General features: G+C 71.8%; 16 protein-coding genes and 1 pseudogene. 8 read left to right on the top strand and 9 right to left on the bottom strand.

The window, feature by feature from the left end; genetic code table 11:
* The 3 genes and pseudogenes from EYA84_RS13240 to EYA84_RS13230 all read right to left on the bottom strand — a co-directional run.
* Positions 1-294 (bottom strand): annotated as a pseudogene (locus EYA84_RS13240) (hypothetical protein); the annotation flags it as partial.
* A gap of 8 nt (positions 295-302) precedes the next feature.
* Positions 303-563 carry a hypothetical protein gene (locus EYA84_RS13235; protein ID WP_131053345.1) on the bottom strand — a complete coding sequence of 87 codons (261 nt, stop codon included), beginning with the start codon at positions 561-563 and terminating at the stop codon, positions 303-305.
* 173 nt (positions 564-736) lie between these two features.
* Positions 737-1,114, bottom strand: coding sequence for a hypothetical protein (locus EYA84_RS13230; protein WP_131053344.1), 378 nt, complete (start codon positions 1,112-1,114; stop codon positions 737-739).
* A gap of 147 nt (positions 1,115-1,261) precedes the next feature.
* Between EYA84_RS13230 and EYA84_RS13225 the strand changes: the two genes are divergently transcribed.
* From EYA84_RS13225 to EYA84_RS13220, 3 genes are read left to right on the top strand one after another with little or no spacing between them, the layout of a single operon-like run.
* On the top strand, positions 1,262-3,817 hold the full coding sequence (locus EYA84_RS13225; RefSeq protein ID WP_131053343.1) for an ATP-dependent Clp protease ATP-binding subunit: 2,556 nt from the start codon (positions 1,262-1,264) through the stop codon (positions 3,815-3,817).
* Positions 3,818-3,843: 26 nt separating this feature from the next.
* Positions 3,844-4,008: a hypothetical protein gene (locus tag EYA84_RS32965; RefSeq protein WP_162854358.1), complete on the top strand. Its 165-nt coding sequence runs from the start codon at positions 3,844-3,846 to the stop codon at positions 4,006-4,008.
* Positions 4,008-4,358: a DUF3140 domain-containing protein gene (locus tag EYA84_RS13220; protein ID WP_131053342.1), complete on the top strand. Its 351-nt coding sequence runs from the start codon at positions 4,008-4,010 to the stop codon at positions 4,356-4,358. The genes EYA84_RS32965 and EYA84_RS13220 overlap by 1 nt, the downstream gene beginning before the upstream one ends.
* A 134-nt stretch (positions 4,359-4,492) precedes the next feature.
* Here the strand turns inward: EYA84_RS13220 and EYA84_RS13215 are convergent, their stop codons facing one another.
* From EYA84_RS13215 to EYA84_RS13205, 3 genes are all read right to left on the bottom strand, one after another.
* Positions 4,493-4,729: a hypothetical protein gene (locus EYA84_RS13215; protein ID WP_131053341.1), complete on the bottom strand. Its 237-nt coding sequence runs from the start codon at positions 4,727-4,729 to the stop codon at positions 4,493-4,495.
* Between the two features lie 40 nt (positions 4,730-4,769).
* Positions 4,770-5,765 carry a LysR family transcriptional regulator gene (locus EYA84_RS13210; RefSeq protein ID WP_131053340.1) on the bottom strand — a complete coding sequence of 332 codons (996 nt, stop codon included), beginning with the start codon at positions 5,763-5,765 and terminating at the stop codon, positions 4,770-4,772.
* 77 nt (positions 5,766-5,842) lie between these two features.
* Complete coding sequence (locus EYA84_RS13205) at positions 5,843-6,442, bottom strand: hemerythrin domain-containing protein (RefSeq protein WP_131053339.1); 600 nt, start codon at positions 6,440-6,442, stop codon at positions 5,843-5,845.
* Between the two features lie 108 nt (positions 6,443-6,550).
* Between EYA84_RS13205 and EYA84_RS13200 the strand changes: the two genes are divergently transcribed.
* Both EYA84_RS13200 and EYA84_RS13195 read left to right on the top strand, forming a co-directional pair.
* The gene (locus tag EYA84_RS13200; RefSeq protein WP_131053338.1) at positions 6,551-7,879 is read left to right on the top strand and encodes a M20/M25/M40 family metallo-hydrolase; all 1,329 of its coding nucleotides are present in this window, start codon (positions 6,551-6,553) and stop codon (positions 7,877-7,879) included.
* Between the two features lie 20 nt (positions 7,880-7,899).
* Positions 7,900-8,553, top strand: coding sequence for a hypothetical protein (locus EYA84_RS13195; RefSeq protein WP_131053337.1), 654 nt, complete (start codon positions 7,900-7,902; stop codon positions 8,551-8,553).
* 78 nt (positions 8,554-8,631) lie between these two features.
* Here the strand turns inward: EYA84_RS13195 and EYA84_RS13190 are convergent, their stop codons facing one another.
* Together EYA84_RS13190 and EYA84_RS13185 are read right to left on the bottom strand one after the other, a co-directional pair.
* Complete coding sequence (locus EYA84_RS13190; protein WP_131053336.1) at positions 8,632-8,826, bottom strand: DUF5703 family protein; 195 nt, start codon at positions 8,824-8,826, stop codon at positions 8,632-8,634.
* Positions 8,827-8,884: 58 nt separating this feature from the next.
* Complete coding sequence (locus EYA84_RS13185; protein WP_131053335.1) at positions 8,885-9,856, bottom strand: aldo/keto reductase; 972 nt, start codon at positions 9,854-9,856, stop codon at positions 8,885-8,887.
* A 147-nt stretch (positions 9,857-10,003) separates the two neighbouring features.
* On the opposite strand from EYA84_RS13185, the gene EYA84_RS13180 reads away from it, so the two are divergent.
* Together EYA84_RS13180 and EYA84_RS13175 are read left to right on the top strand one after the other, a co-directional pair.
* The gene (locus EYA84_RS13180; protein WP_131053334.1) at positions 10,004-11,056 is read left to right on the top strand and encodes an LLM class F420-dependent oxidoreductase; all 1,053 of its coding nucleotides are present in this window, start codon (positions 10,004-10,006) and stop codon (positions 11,054-11,056) included.
* Positions 11,053-11,889, top strand: a complete 837-nt coding sequence (locus EYA84_RS13175; RefSeq protein WP_131053333.1) for an undecaprenyl-diphosphate phosphatase — start codon at positions 11,053-11,055, stop codon at positions 11,887-11,889. Before EYA84_RS13180 ends, EYA84_RS13175 begins: the two co-directional genes overlap by 4 nt.
* A 166-nt stretch (positions 11,890-12,055) precedes the next feature.
* Here EYA84_RS13175 and EYA84_RS13170 read toward each other — a convergent pair whose 3' ends face one another.
* Positions 12,056-12,643, bottom strand: coding sequence for a hypothetical protein (locus EYA84_RS13170; protein WP_131053332.1), 588 nt, complete (start codon positions 12,641-12,643; stop codon positions 12,056-12,058).
* A 639-nt stretch (positions 12,644-13,282) separates the two neighbouring features.
* Here EYA84_RS13170 and EYA84_RS13165 point away from each other — a divergent pair.
* On the top strand, positions 13,283-14,786 hold a 1,504-nt coding region (locus tag EYA84_RS13165; protein ID WP_131053331.1), incomplete at its 3' end, for an MFS transporter.

Genomic DNA, 14,786 nt, shown 5'->3' with positions numbered 1-14,786 from the left:
GTCCCGCTCACCGGCCTGCGGCGGCGGTGCGGCCCCGTCGGGGGCCAGCCCGATCGCGGCCAGGTACGCGGTGAGCTGCTCCTGGGCGACGCGCAGCGCGTACCCGGCGGTCTCGGCGTGCTCGGTGGCGGCGGAGAGCTCCGGCACGCCCAACGGGTTGGCCGACTCCTGCCGCACCCAGCGCAGCCGTTCGGTGGCCAGCCCGAACTTCTCCAGCGCCTGCCCGAGCAGTCCCATGGGCAGGTCCTCGGCAGCGGCCCGGACCTGTGCGCCGACGTCCTCGACGATGGACACGCCCGCCCCTACAGCGTCGCGACGTACTGCTGGGCCTGCTCGACCGCGACGAGCGTCGCGGCGAGGCACTCCTCCAACTCCTGGCTGGCCTGCGTCAACGACGCCTGAGCCGCCTCGACGGTGGTGTGGCCGCTGCCCTCCAGGGCGCCCGCCAGCGTCTGTTGCGCCTCGGCCAGCTTCTCGCCGGCGGCCTGCACGGCGCTCTGGCCGTCACCGATCTGCTGAAGCGCGACATCGATGGCTGCCTTGAGCTCGGCGACGCTCGCCACGCGGAACCTCCTGGGGGCGGGGAGGACTCCATTAGAGCCTATGCCGGTCGGGGGACGAACATACCCTGTCAGTGTTGCTGCCCTACTGACCGGTTGTCGACCGCAGGCGCGGCGAGTCCGATTCGTGGGACCCGAGGTCGGAGGGTCACGCAGGGCGACCGGCGCCCGCCCGGTCAGCCACGCAGCCAGCGGGGGCCGTACACCTCCGCGCCGAGCGCGGTCACCCGGTCCCGCAGCGCCCGGTCGGCGGTGACCACCACCCGGCGCCGTTGACCGGCCTCGGCGACCAGCTCGACCACGGCGTCGTCGCCGGAGCCGTCGGCCGCGACCACCCGGACCCCGTCGACGCCGGGTACGTCCCGCGCGGCGCCCTCCACCACCAGCACCACCTCGACCGGTGGGGACACCTCCGGCGGTACGCCGAGTCCGCCCACCGGGGCCAGCGTGTCCCGTAGTCGGGCGGTGGCGCCGGCCCGGTCCCGCCACCAGCCGTCCGGGCGGGACCCGACGACGTTGGCGGCGTCCACGATCAGCAGCGGGGTCGACTCCATCCGCCCACCCTGCCATCCACCCGACCGCCCTGCGGTGCGGCACGCCCGACCGGGTGCCGTCCCGGCCGGTGCCCGTCGGTGGCGTTTGTCCGGCCTGGGGCCGGGTAGCCCGTGCCGACCGTCTCGCGCCGACCGCGGAGGACAGAGATGATGGGACCCGGCGACTTCGGCTCCGACCCGTGGGACGAGTTCCTGGCGCGGTACTTCGGTCGGGGCGAGGGCGGGCGACGCCCCGCGCACCGGGTCGACATCACCCGGCTGATGACCGCCGACGCCCGGGAGATGCTCGCCGACGCGGCACGCCGGGCCGCCCAGAAGCAGAGCAGCGACCTGGACACCGACCACCTGCTGTGGGCGGCGTTGCAACGCGAGCCGCTGCGGGACCTGGTCCGCCGGGCCGGCGCGGACCCGGACACCCTGCTCAACGCGCTGGGTGGACGTGCCGACGGCGCCCCGCAGGGCGACGTGCCACCCAACCTGTCGCTCACCCCGGCGGCGAAGCGGGCACTGCTCGACGCCCACCAGCTCTCCCGGGCGATGGGGGCGAACTACATCGGCCCCGAGCACATCCTGATGGCGTTGCCGCTCAACCCGGAGTCGCCGGCCGGCCGGATGCTCGCCGCCGGGCGGATCCAGCCGGAGTCGTTGCAGGCCGCCAACGCCGAACGCGGACCGATGACCAACCCGCGCCCGGACCGGGGCACGCCCACCCTCGACCAGTACGGCCAGGACCTCACCGACCTGGCCCGCAACGACCAGATCGACCCGGTGATCGGGCGTGCCGACGAGATCGAGCAGGCGGTGGAGATCCTGTCCCGGCGGACCAAGAACAACCCGGTCCTGATCGGCGAGGCGGGCGTCGGCAAGACCGCGATCGTGGAGGGCCTGGCCGAACGGATCTGCGACGGCGACGTGCCGCAGACCCTGCTCGGTAAGCGGGTCGTCCAGCTCGACCTGGCCGGGCTGGTCGCCGGCACCCGTTATCGGGGCGACTTCGAGGAACGCCTGAAGAAGGTGATCGACGAGATCCGGGCGCACCGCGACGAGCTGATCATCTTCCTGGACGAGATCCACACCCTGGTCGGCGCGGGCGGCGCCGGCAGCGAGGGCGGGATGGACGCGTCCAACATGCTCAAGCCCGCCCTGGCGCGGGGCGAGTTGCGGGTGATCGGCGCGACCACGCTGGACGAGTACCGCCGCAGCATCGAGAAGGACGCCGCGCTGGCCCGACGGTTCCAGCCGGTCTTCGTGCCGGAGCCCACCGTCGAGGACACCGTCTCCATCCTGCGCGGGCTGCGGGACCGCTACGAGGCCCACCACCAGGTGCGGTTCACCGACGAGGCGCTGGTCACCGCCACCGAGCTGTCCGACCGGTACGTCACCGACCGCTTCCTGCCGGACAAGGCGATCGACCTGATCGACCAGGCCGGCGCCCGCGTCCGGTTGCGGACCCGCACCCCCGCCGCCGACGTCCGCGACCTGGAGCAGCAGCTCGAGGAGGTACGCCGGGACAAGGAGCAGGCCGTCGCCGACGAACAGTACGAGCGCGCCTCCACGCTGCGCGACCGGGTCTCCGACCTGGAACGGCAGGTGCAGCGCGCCCGGGGTGAGGACGGCTCCGACAACCAGGTGCCCGAGGTGGGGCCGGACGAGATCGCCGAGGTGGTCTCCCGGGCCACCGGCATCCCGGCCAGCCAGCTCACCGAGGAGGAACGGGACCGGCTGCTGCGCCTGGAGGGCCAACTGCACGAGAAGGTCGTCGGGCAGGACGACGCCGTCGGGGCGGTCGCCGAGGCGGTGCGCCGCTCCCGGACCGGGCTGGCCGACCCGAACCGGCCGATGGGCAGTTTCCTGTTCCTCGGTCCCACCGGCGTGGGCAAGACCGAACTGGGGCGGGCCCTGGCCGAGGCGCTGTTCGGTGAGGCCGACCGGATGGTCCGGGTGGACATGAGCGAGTTCCAGGAACGGCACACGGTCAGCCGGTTGGTCGGTGCCCCGCCCGGCTACGTCGGGTACGAGGAGGCCGGTCAGCTCACCGAGGCGGTGCGCCGCCGCCCGTACGCGGTGGTGCTGCTGGACGAGATCGAGAAGGCCCACCCCGACGTGTTCAACATCCTGTTGCAGGTGCTGGACGACGGACGGCTCACCGACAGCCAGGGGCGCACGGTCAACTTCAAGAACACCGTCCTGATCATGACGAGCAACCTGGGCTCGGAGCTGATCACCGGCAGCCAACGGTCGGTCGGCTTCGGGTCGGGCGCGCCCGGCAGCGAACAGGAGAGCGACGAGCTGCGGGAGCGGCTGATGCGTCGGCTCCAGGAGAACTTCCGGCCGGAGTTCCTCAACCGCATCGACGAGGTGATCATCTTCCGCCGGTTGGAGGCCGAGCAGTTGCGGCAGATCACCGGACTGCTGCTGGAGGAGACCCGGCGGCGGCTACACGCCCAGGACATCGAGGTGGACTTCACCACCGCCGGAGTGGACTGGCTGGCCGAGCACGGCTACCAGCCGGAGTTCGGCGCCCGCCCGCTGCGTCGGGTAATCCAGCGGGAGGTGGACAACCACCTGTCCCGGATGCTGCTCGAGCAGCAGCTCTCGCCCGGGCAGCGGGTCACCGTGGACGCCCGGGACGGCCGGCTCGTCTTCGACGTGGCCGCCGGCGCACGCGGGCACGCCACCGCCTCCACCACCCACCCCCGCTGACGCGGACGACCGGAGAGGGGCAGGCGATGACGGAACCGGACGAGGCCCGGGACGACGAACGCAGCGACCCGATCCTGGCGCCGCCGACCGCCAACCCGAGCCGGGTGCAGGTGCCGGCGGAGGGGCTGGGCGGGCAGACCGACGAGGGGCATCCGGACGACGCCGGGTCGCGGCCCGGAGAGGAGGCGTGATGGTACGCGAGCAGCGGCTCGACCCCGAGGTGGAGGTGCTCTGGGAGGACTTCCACGCCGAGGTCAACGTGCCCTCCGAACAGCTTCGGCAGTGGCTGCTGACCCGAGGCTCCGGCGAGGAGGCGTTCGGCCCGGACCCGGACCTGAACCTGCCCGAGCCGGGCCGGCAGATCCTCGCCGTGCTGCGCAAACGCAAGGTGGACCTGACACCCGAGGACGTCGAGGTGATGCGGGAGGCGGTCGAACGGATCCGGTCGCTGACCGCGGAGAAGCCGCGCCGGGGCAACGCCGACGACGAGTGGCGGCACTCCCTGCTCGACCTCGGGCACGACGTGCTCGTCGAACGCTGAACCGCGCCCGCTCGCACCGGCGCCTGCGGTGCAAGGAGGGGTCCCCTGCTAACGCCTCGTGTATAGCAGGGGACCCCTCCTTGCACGCAACGCCGCCGGCCGGGCCGTACGGTCACGCCCGGCCCGGCCGACGGCTACTCGCTCTCCAGACTGCCGATGGTCAGGCCGACGGCCTCACCGGCGGCCTGCCGCTCGGCGCGGGTCTGCTCCTCACGGGTGATCAGGTTGGCGTACTCGGCCAGGTCCGCCGGGTCGGGCACCTCCGGCACCCGGCGCAGGAACGCTTCCACCTCCCGAACGGCGGCGGTGTGCGCGGCGGCGGCCCGGCGCAGCACCTCACGGTCGTCGGCGGCGGGATAGAGGTCGGTCATGCCCGCCGCTTACCCGCCGTCGGCCGGTTCGCACCCGCCCTCAGGCGCTTCGCAGTCCCCGGTCCGCCGTCGCCGCCGTCCGGCGCACCCCGAAGGCCGGATTGCCGAGCAGCCAGGCCAGGTACGCCGGATGCGGCGCCAGCGCGTCCGTGTACGCCACCAGCGCCGTCTCCAGCACCAGTTCGGCCATCCGGGCGGCGGGGGACTCCGGGTGCCAGCCCAGCATCAGTCGCCAGCGCAGCGGAGTGCCGACCAGCCGCCGGGTCACCAGGCCCGCCACCGGCCGGAACGTGGCCTGGCACAACGCCACCGCCTCCCCGGCGTCCACCAGGTCGATGCAGCCGCGGACGTCGGCCTCGTACAGCTTGCGCGGGGTGAAGCCGGCCCGGGCGCAGGCGGCGGCGAAACAGTCGCCGAAGCACCCGTCGCCCGGTGCGGCCACCCACTGCTCGTGCCGCAGCTCGGCCAGCGCCACCTCGCTGCGGCCGGCCAGCGGATGGGTCTCCGGCAGCAGCACCATCACCGGGTCGACGGCCACCTCCCGCCAGCTCAGTCCGTAGTCCGCCGACGGGGTGGAGTCGCCGCAGACCCCGGTCAACGCGTAGTCCAACCGTCCGCCCGCGACCAGTTGCGCCAGCTCGTCGACCGACCAGGACGCGTACGTGGTGATCTGGGCCTGTGGTTGCTCGGCGGCGAGCCGGTGCACCAGCCGGCCCAGGATCGGGCTGTTCACCCCGCCGAAGCGGTAGCGGCGCGGGGCGTCGACCGCCCCGGCGAGCCGCGCCGCCTCGTCCTGGAGCCCCTTCATCGCCGGCAGCAGCACCCGCGCCCGGGCGAGCACCAGCTCACCGAGTGCGGTGGGTCGGGCGCCGCGCCGGTCCCGTTCGAACAGCGGCCCGCCGAGGGTCCGTTCGATGCGCTGGAGCTGGGCGGTCAACGCCGGCTGCGCCAGCCCGAGCGTGGAGGCCGCCTTCGTCACGCTGCCCGTCTCGGCGATCGCACAGACCACCCGCAGGTGCCGCAACTCCAGATTCATAGCGTGACGGTAGGGCCACGGAGCATCCGGCGGAAGGGCCCGGACGGATCAACGACCATGAACATGGCGCTGGTGACTCAGCGTGGCGGCGGCTCCGCGACCTCGCTCAGTTGGGTGTGACGGCCGGTGACCGCGTCCCGGAACTTGTCGACCAGCGCCACCGCCGGCTCGACGATGCGGTTCCACGGGGGAGTGTGCGGGATCCCCGGGTGCGGGCGGGTCGGCGCGGCCTCCTCGGCGATCTCCAACCGGTTGCCGAGCCGGATCAGCTCCTCCTCGGTGGCCGCCGCGCAGAGCCGCTGCACCAGGGCGTCGACCGCCGTCACGTGCGCGTCGAGCAGATCGGCCACCATCGGCAGGCGGTCGTCGTCCAGCCCGCGCAACGCCATCAGCAGCGCGGCGTCACCGGCCAGGACGTCGGCGACCGGCTGGTTGACGTCGCCCAGCGCCTGCCGGATGGCGGGCAGCAGGCACTGCTCCTCAGCCGCCAGGTGCCGGGAGAGCGCCGCGACCAGGATCTCCCGGCCGTGCGCGGGATCCGGGCCGGGCTCGACCAGTCGCCGGGTCAGGCTCAGCAGCTGCTGGTGTTCGTCGGCGATGGTGGCGGCGATGCTCTGCCCGGCGGGCTGGTAACCGTCGCCGGTCGACGGTGGCAGCGGCGGCAGGTGGACGGACACGGTCCCTCCTCGGGCTGGGCAGGCGGAGCGCCGATGATATGGCACTCGGACGCGCGCGCAGTACCCGCACTCACCCGGGCGGAAACCGCAGGCTGGTATGAAGGGGCGATGACGAGCGACGCGCACCCCGCCTTCCCCGCGCCGACCGACGAGGTCGTCGACCTCTGCCGGGACCTGTTGCGCATCGACACCACCAACACCGGCGAGAACGCGACCAGCGTCGGAGAGCGCCTCGCCGCCGAGTACGTCGCCGAGAAGCTGGCCGAGGTCGGCATCACCCCCGAGATCCACGAGTCCGCCCCCGGGCGGGCCAACGTGATCGCCCGGATCCCCGGCGCCGACCCGAGCCGGGGCGCGCTGCTGGTGCACGGCCACCTGGACGTGGTGCCGGCCGACGCCGACGAGTGGTCGGTGCACCCCTTCTCCGGCGAGCTGCGCGACGGCTACCTGTGGGGCCGGGGCGCCATCGACATGAAGGACTTCGACGCGATGGTGCTCGCCGTGGTCCGCCACTGGCAGCGCACCGGCGTCCGCCCGCCGCGCGACATCGTGCTCGCGTACACCGCCGACGAGGAGGCCGGCAGCGAGTACGGCGCGCACTACCTCGTCAGCCGGCACCGGGAGCTGTTCGACGGGTGCACCGAGGGCATCGGCGAGGTCGGCGGCTTCTCGTACACGGTGGACGAGTCGCAGCGGCTCTATCTGATCGAGACCGCGCAGAAGGGCATCGACTGGCTGCGGCTGCACGCCAAGGGGCGGCCCGGGCACGGCTCGATGGTGCACGACGACAACGCGGTGACCGCGCTGGCCGAGGCGGTGGCCCGGATCGGTCGGCACCGCTTCCCGGTGGTGGTCACCGACACCGTGCGGGCGTTCCTGGAGGAGGTCTCCGAGGTGCTCGGCATCGAGCTGGACCCGGACGACCCGGAGACCGCCATCGCCAAGCTCGGCCCGATCGCGAACATCATCGGCGCCACCATCCGCAACACCGCCAACCCGACGCGGCTCGCCGCCGGCTACAAGGACAACGTCATCCCCGGCCGGGCCAGCGCCACCATCGACTGCCGCAGCCTGCCCGGCCAGTCCGAGCTGCTGGAACGGCAGCTGCGCGAGCTGGTCGGCCCGGACATCGCCATCGAGTACGTGCAACGCCAGCCCGCCCTGGAGACCACCTTCGACGGCGACCTGGTCGAGGCGATGTCCGCCGCGCTGCGCGCCGAGGACCCGGGAGCCCGGCCGGTGCCGTACATGCTCTCCGGCGGTACGGACGCGAAGGCGTTCGCGCAGATCGGCGTCCGGTGTTTCGGGTTCGCGCCGCTGCGACTGCCGGCCGACCTGAACTTCTCCGCGCTGTTCCATGGCATCGACGAGCGGGTACCGGTGGACGGACTACAGTTCGGCGTGCGGGTTCTCGACCGGTTCCTGCGCACCAGTTAGTAACGTGAGAGGGACGCCTCATGACCGACCAGCACGGTGAGCTGGAAGCCGCACTCGAGCGCGTGATCGAAGCGGCCCGCCACCACCTGGCCGCCGTCCGCGCCGCCGAGGGCCGGATCGACGACGACGACGTCTGGCAGGCGTACGTCGGGTTGAACAACGCGTCGTACGCCTACGACGAGCAACTCATGGACGCCTTCGGCGAGGTGACCCCGTGGGACGTCGAGTCGATCGACCCGAACGAGGCCGACCAGCGTTTCGGTGGCGCCGAAGGTGTGGAGCCGACCGACCCGCACCCGCAGGTGATCTCGGTACGCCAGCGCCGCGACTACCGTGTGCCCAGCGTCTCCGCGCTGATCCGGGTGGCCGAGGCGGCCCGCCGCGAGGGCGCCCCCGGCGAGGACCAGGTGCCGCCGGTGGAGGGTGTCGGCGAGGCGGTGCTGGAGCTGCTGCAGAGCGGTGACGGGTCGCTCGGCGCCCTCGACGTGCCGGAGCTGGAGCCGCTCGACGGCGTGGTCATGGTCAGCGAGGTCGGCACCCCGGTCGACCTGGAGTCGTTCGACGACGACGACCCGGTGGGCCCGTTCCAGCCGGCGGCCGACGACCGGCTGGTCGGCCGGCTCGACGAGCACCCGTTCATGGAGCTCGGCGACGAGCACGACCACGTGCACTGACGTCGACCCGGGCGGTGGTGGGTACGTCTGTTGTCGCCGCAGCGGCAACAGATCTACCCACCGCCGGGTGGGGACGGGTCAGTAGGAGAGGCCGGGCTGCGGGGAGCCGTTGGCCACGCGGCGGCGCAGCACCACCTGGCGGGTGCCGTCGCGGTACAACTGCACCCGGGCCAGCTCCCACCCGCTGAACTCGGCCTGGATCGCCAGTTGCGCGGCGGCGGCCAACCGGTCGACGTTCGGCGGTAGGCGCAGCGGCGCGTACTCGTAGTCCATGGGCCCTATGCTGCCCATTCGGAGCCGCCGTGCGCCACCCTCCGGGCAGTTCGGCGGGTCACCCGTCGCGTTCGGGGTAGCCGACCTCCAGGGCCGAGACGTCGTCGAGCGCCGTGGTGATCTCCTCCGGCAGGGTCATCCGCTCCACCTGGAGGGCGCCGAGCAGTTGCCCGGACGTCCGGGCGCCGAGGATCGGCGCGGTCACGCCGGGCCGGTCCCGGATCCAGGCCAGCGCCACCTCCAACGGGGAGACCCCGAGGCCACCGGCGGCGGTGGCGACCGCCTCCACGATGCTGGAGCAGCGCGGCTCCAGGTAGGTGGAGACGAAACGCTCGAAATGGGGCGACACCGCCCGCGAGTCCGCCGGCCGGCCGTGCCGGTACTTGCCGGTGAGCACCCCACGACCCAGGGGTGACCACGGCAGCACACCCAGACCGAGCGCCTCGCAGGCCGGCAGCACCTCGCGCTCGACCCCGCGTTCCAGCAGGGAGTACTCCACCTGCGCGGCGACCACCGGGGCACGTCCGGGCCAGGCCGTCTGCCAGGCCGCCGCCCGGGCGGTCTGCCAGCCGGAGAAGTTCGACACGCCGACGTAGCGGACCCGGCCGCTGGCCACCGCGTGGTCGAGCGCGGCCAGGGTCTCCTCCAGCGGGGTGGCCGGGTCGTAGCCGTGCACCTGGAACAGGTCGACGTGGTCGGTGCCCAGCCGCCGCAACGAGGCGTCGAGCGTACGCAGCAGGTGCCCCCGGGAGCCGTCGCGACGGCGGGGGCCACCCGGACGCAACCCCGCCTTGGTGGCGATGAGCAGCTCGTCGCGGGGCACCAGACCACCCAGCAGCGAGCCGATCACCGACTCGGCGTCGCCGTCGCCGTACACGTCGGCGGTGTCGATCAGGTTGCCACCCGCGTCGAGGTAACTCTTCAGTTGCGCAGCGGCGTCGTCGGCGTCGGTGTCCCGGCCCCAGGTCATGGTGCCGAGCGCGAGCCGGGAAACCGCCAGCCCGCTTCGGCCGAGCGGTCGCTGTTGCATGGGTGAACCTTATTTCGAACGAGGGCCGAACCGATATCCTCGCTCCCGTCGAGTCTGCCCAGACGCATGGCGATTCGGGTGAGCCGGTGATCGTCGCTTCCGGCGGCATTGCGTAACCTGATGCGACTGCGGATGGGGGAGGACTCTGTGCGACTCGGGCTAAACCTCGGATACCAGACAGCCTGGAGCACGCCGGCGGATCATCTGGCCATGGCTCAGGAGGCGGACCGACTCGGCTACTCGGTGGTGTGGGCGGCGGAGGCGTACGGCTCCGACTCGCCGAGCATGCTCTCCTGGATGGCCGGGCAGACCGAGCGGATCGACATCGGCAGCGCGGTGATGCAGATCCCGGCCCGTACGCCCGCGATGACCGCGATGACCGCGGCGACCCTCGACGCGCTCTCCGGCGGCCGCTTCCGGCTCGGCCTGGGCGTCTCCGGCCCGCAGGTCTCCGAGGGCTGGCACGGCGTACGGTTCGGCAAGCCGCTGGCCCGGACCCGGGAGTACGTGGACATCGTGAAGCTGGCGGTGGCCCGCAAGGAGGTCGCCTACGACGGCGAGTTCTACCAGCTCCCGCTGCCCGACGGTCCCGGCAAGGCGCTGCGGCTGGGTTTCCATCCGCCGCGTGAGCACATCCCGATCTACCTCGCCGCCGTCGGTCCGAAGAACCTGGAGCTGGCCGGCGAGATCGCCGACGGCTGGCTGGCCGTCTTCTACGCCCCCGAGTTCGCCGAGGAGCAACTCGCGGCGGTACGCGCCGGCCGGGCCAAGGTCGGCAAGGAGCTGGCCGGCTTCGACGTGGTGCCCTCCGTGCCGGTCGTGGTCGGCGACGACGTCGACTCCTGCGCCCAGCTGGTGCGCTGGTACGCCGCCCTCTACGTGGGCGGGATGGGCAGCCGCCAGCAGAACTTCTACAACCAGTTGGCGACCCGGATGGGGTACGGCGACGCCGCCCGTGAGGTGCAGGACCTCTACCTGGCCAAGCGGCAGCGCGACGCGGCGGCCGCGGTGCCGCTGGAGTTCATCGACCGGACCTCGCTGCTCGGCCCCAAGGAGCGGATCGCCGAGCGGATGCGCCAGTACGCCGAGTCCGGCGTCACCACCCTGTCGATCACCCTGTTCGCCGGCGACCGGGACAGCGGGGTGCAGACCCTGCGTACCGTCGCCGAGGCGCTGGAACTCTCGGGAGTCGGGGAGTGACCTGGATCGAAGCCATCGTCCTGGGCATCGTCCAGGGCCTAACCGAGTTCCTTCCGGTCAGCTCGTCGGGGCACCTGCGGATCACCTCGGCGATCTTCTTCGACCGTGACGCCGGGGCGTCGTTCACCGCGGTCACCCAGCTCGGCACCGAAGCGGCCGTGCTGCTCTACTTCGCCAAGGACATCTGGCGCATCGGCCGTACCTGGACGGTCGGGATCTGGGACAAGTCCGTACGCTCCAGCCTCGACTACCGGATGGGCTGGTACGTCATCGTCGGCTCGATCCCGATCGGGGCGCTCGGTTTCCTGTTCAAGGACCAGATCCGGGAGACCGCCCGGAACCTGTGGGTGGTGGCCACCACCCTGATCGTGTTCGCCTTCGTGCTCGCCTTCGCCGAGTACTGGGGTCGGCAGACCCGGACGTTGAAGGACTTCCGGATGCGCGACGGTGTGGTGATGGGCTTCGCCCAGGCGATGGCGCTGATCCCCGGGGTGTCCCGGTCCGGTGCGACGTTGACCTTCGGCCTGTTCCTCAACCTGACCCGGGAGACGGCGGCTCGCTACTCGTTCCTGCTGGCCATCCCGGCCGTGGTGATGTCCGGGATCTTCAGCCTCGGGGACGTCTTCGAACCGGCGGCCCCGGGCACCTCGGCGCCCACCGTCGCGCAGATGGTGGTCGCCACGCTCATCGCCTTCGTCGTCGGGTACGCGGCCATCGCCTGGCTGCTGCGGTTCGTCGCCCACCACACCCTGTACGTCTTCGTGCTCTACCGGGTGGCGGTCGGCACGCTGGTGTTCGCCCTGCTGCTCACCGGCACCATCAGCGCCACCTGACCCTGGGTTGGATGTAAGGAAGGGCCCCCTGCTATCGCCTGGTGCATAGCAGGGGGCCCTTCCTAACATGCGTCGCGGCCGGGCGTGCGGTGCTTCCGGCTGGGCGTTGGTGGTGCGTCGACGGCCGGCACCCTGTTGGGGGTGCCGGCCGTCGTGGTGGTGTGGGTCAGCTGTTCCAGTGTGCGGCGACGAGGTCGGCGGCCTGTTGTTCCCACTGGGCGTAGTGGTCGGGGAATGCGGAGACCTGGACGGTCTGGGCGGCGACGGTCAAGGGCATGTCCTGCCAGCCGTCGACCTGCTTGAGGCCCTTGAGGAAGGCGAGGGTGGAGTATTCGGGGTCGGTGATCTGTTCGACGGTGCCCCATCCGGAGGAGGGGCGCTGCTGGAACAGTCCCTGGGAGTCGTGGTCGTTGCGGGCGCCGAGGTGGCCGAGGTTCTGCAGCTTCGACTCCTGGAATGCGGTGCCGATGGCGATGACGGCGGCGCGTTCGTTCATGTCGGCCTTCTTCGTCGCGGCGATGATGGCCTTGGCGTTGGCGATCTGCTCGTTGTCGAGGTCGATGTGGGACTGGGTGCCCTGTAGGCCGTGCGGGATGAGCGTGGTGGTGTCGGGCTTGTCGGCCTGGATGGCGGCGGTGATGGGGTTGGTCGGTGTGGTGTCGGTGGTGCTGTGGTTGAGGGGTCCGGCGGCGAGGCCGCCGGCGATGGTGAGTCCGGCGATGGCGAGGACGCTGTTGCGCAGCATGGTGTTCATGGGGGTAGCTCCATTCGGGGGTGGGACACCGCAGGGGGTGGCGGTGCCGACGCCGTCAGGCGCTGGTGGCTTTGTTGGGGGTGGCCCTGGCGGGCGGGGCGTGGTGGCCGCTCGCGGTGCCGGGTCCAGGTGTAACGACTGGCGGAGGCGGGCCATTCCCGTGGGGGATCCGGCGTAGCCGTCTCGGGCGTTGGCCCTGCGTGCCCAGTCCCCGATTACAACGTCCTCCGCCCGCCACGAATTCCGCCGCCCTGATGCCAGGAGCCGATAAAAGCCCCATAAGCGGCGCCTGGTCAGGCATGCCCACCGGAGGTGGGTTGATTTGTTGTCGCTATGGCAGCAACAAATCAACCCACCTCCTCGCTTCTCCCGTGCCCACGCGCCGAGGCGTTAAGAGGGGACCCTTCCTTGCGTCGGGGGTCCAGCGGGGTGGGGGTGGGTGCAAGGAGGGGTCCCCTGCTAACGCCTGGTGTATAGGAAGGGTCCCTTCCTTGCATCCGGCCCGGCGGGGGCTGGCGGAGTGCGGGGGGGTGATCGGGGTCACAGTGAATACGGATCGGTTCCGTATCGAAATTGGGGGGCCTAGGCTCGGGGGGATTACGGTACTTGGCCGTATCGAAATGTGAAGGGTGTCGGGGGATGCAGCCGAACGAGAACACCGGGCACCCGAGGCGGTGGGCGATCCTGGCAGTGCTGGTGATCAGCCTGCTCGTCGTCGTCCTGGACAACACGATCCTCAACGTCGCCCTGCGTACGCTGGCCGACCCGGTGCACGGGCTCGGGGCCACCCAGGGTGAACTGGAGTGGTCCATCAACTCGTACACGCTGGTCTTCGCCGGGTTGCTGTTCACCTTCGGCGTGTGGGGTGACCGGGCCGGGCGGCGGCGGATGCTGCTGATCGGGCTGGTCCTCTTCGGACTGGCCTCGCTGCTCTCCGCGTACGCGCAGAGCCCGACCCAGCTGATCGCGGCCCGCGCGCTGATGGGGGTCGGCGGCGCGGCGATCATGCCGGCGACCCTGTCGATCATCTCGAACGTCTTCGACCCGAGGGAGCGGGGACGGGCCATCGGTATCTGGGCCGGCGCGGTGGGGCTGGCGGTGGCGATCGGCCCGGTGCTCGGCGGACTGCTGCTGGAGCACTTCTGGTGGGGCTCGGTCTTCCTGATCAACGTGCCGGTGACGGCGCTCGGCGTGGTCCTGGTAGCGCTGTTGGTGCCCGAGTCGCGGGACCCCGCGCCGGGGCGCGTCGACGTGGTCGGTGTGCTGCTCTCGGTCGTCGGTCTGGTGACCCTGACGTTCGGCATCATCGACGGCGGCGAGCACGGCTTCGGTCGCCCGCTGGTCTGGGCCACGATTCTCGGCGGCCTGGCGGTGCTGGCCTGGTTCGTCGCGTACGAGCGGCGCAGCAGCCACCCGTCGCTGGACGTACGACTGTTCCGGGTGCCGCGTTTCGCCGCGCCGGTGGCGATGATCGGGCTGGTCTTCTTCGCCGCCATGGGCGTGATGTTCTTCAGCTCGTTCTATCTGCAACTGGTACGCGGCTACAGCCCGTTGCAGACCGGCCTGCTCTTCCTGCCGTTCGCGGTGGCCCAGCTGGTCTTCGCGCCCCGTAGCGCCACCATGGTCCGCCGGTACGGTGCACGGGCGGTCTCGGCGGTGGGACTGCTGTTGACCACGGTGTCGTTGGGCGCGTTCGCCTTCGTCGACGCCACCACGCCGATCTGGGTGGTGCTGGTCGTCTTCTTCCTGCAGGGGACCGGGATGGCGAACATCATGCCGCCCGCCACGGAGTCGATCATGTCGGCGCTGCCCCGGGAGAAGGCGGGCGTCGGTTCCGCCGTCAGCAACACCATCCGCCAGGTGGCCGCCGCGCTCGGTGTCGCGGTGATCGGCTCGGTGCTGGCCGCCGGGTACCGCACCGGCATCGCCCCGACCGTGGCGGACCTGCCGGCCGAGGCACGGGCGGCGGCCGGGGAGTCGATCTCCGGCGCGTACGGCGTGGCCGGTCAGCTCGGGCCGGCGGCGCCGCAGGTGATCGCGGCGGCCGACGACGCCTTCGTCTCGGCCATGCACCTGTCTGCGGTACTCGCCGCGCTGGTCGCGGCGGCCGGTGTCGCGGTGGCGCTGCGCTGGATGCCGGGGC

The sequence above is a fragment of the Verrucosispora sp. SN26_14.1 genome (genome assembly GCF_004307965.1).
Taxonomy (GTDB): Bacteria; Actinomycetota; Actinomycetes; order Mycobacteriales; family Micromonosporaceae; genus Micromonospora.
The sequence above is the reverse complement of the archived record's forward strand: the minus strand, read 5'-3'. Positions and strand labels throughout refer to the sequence as shown.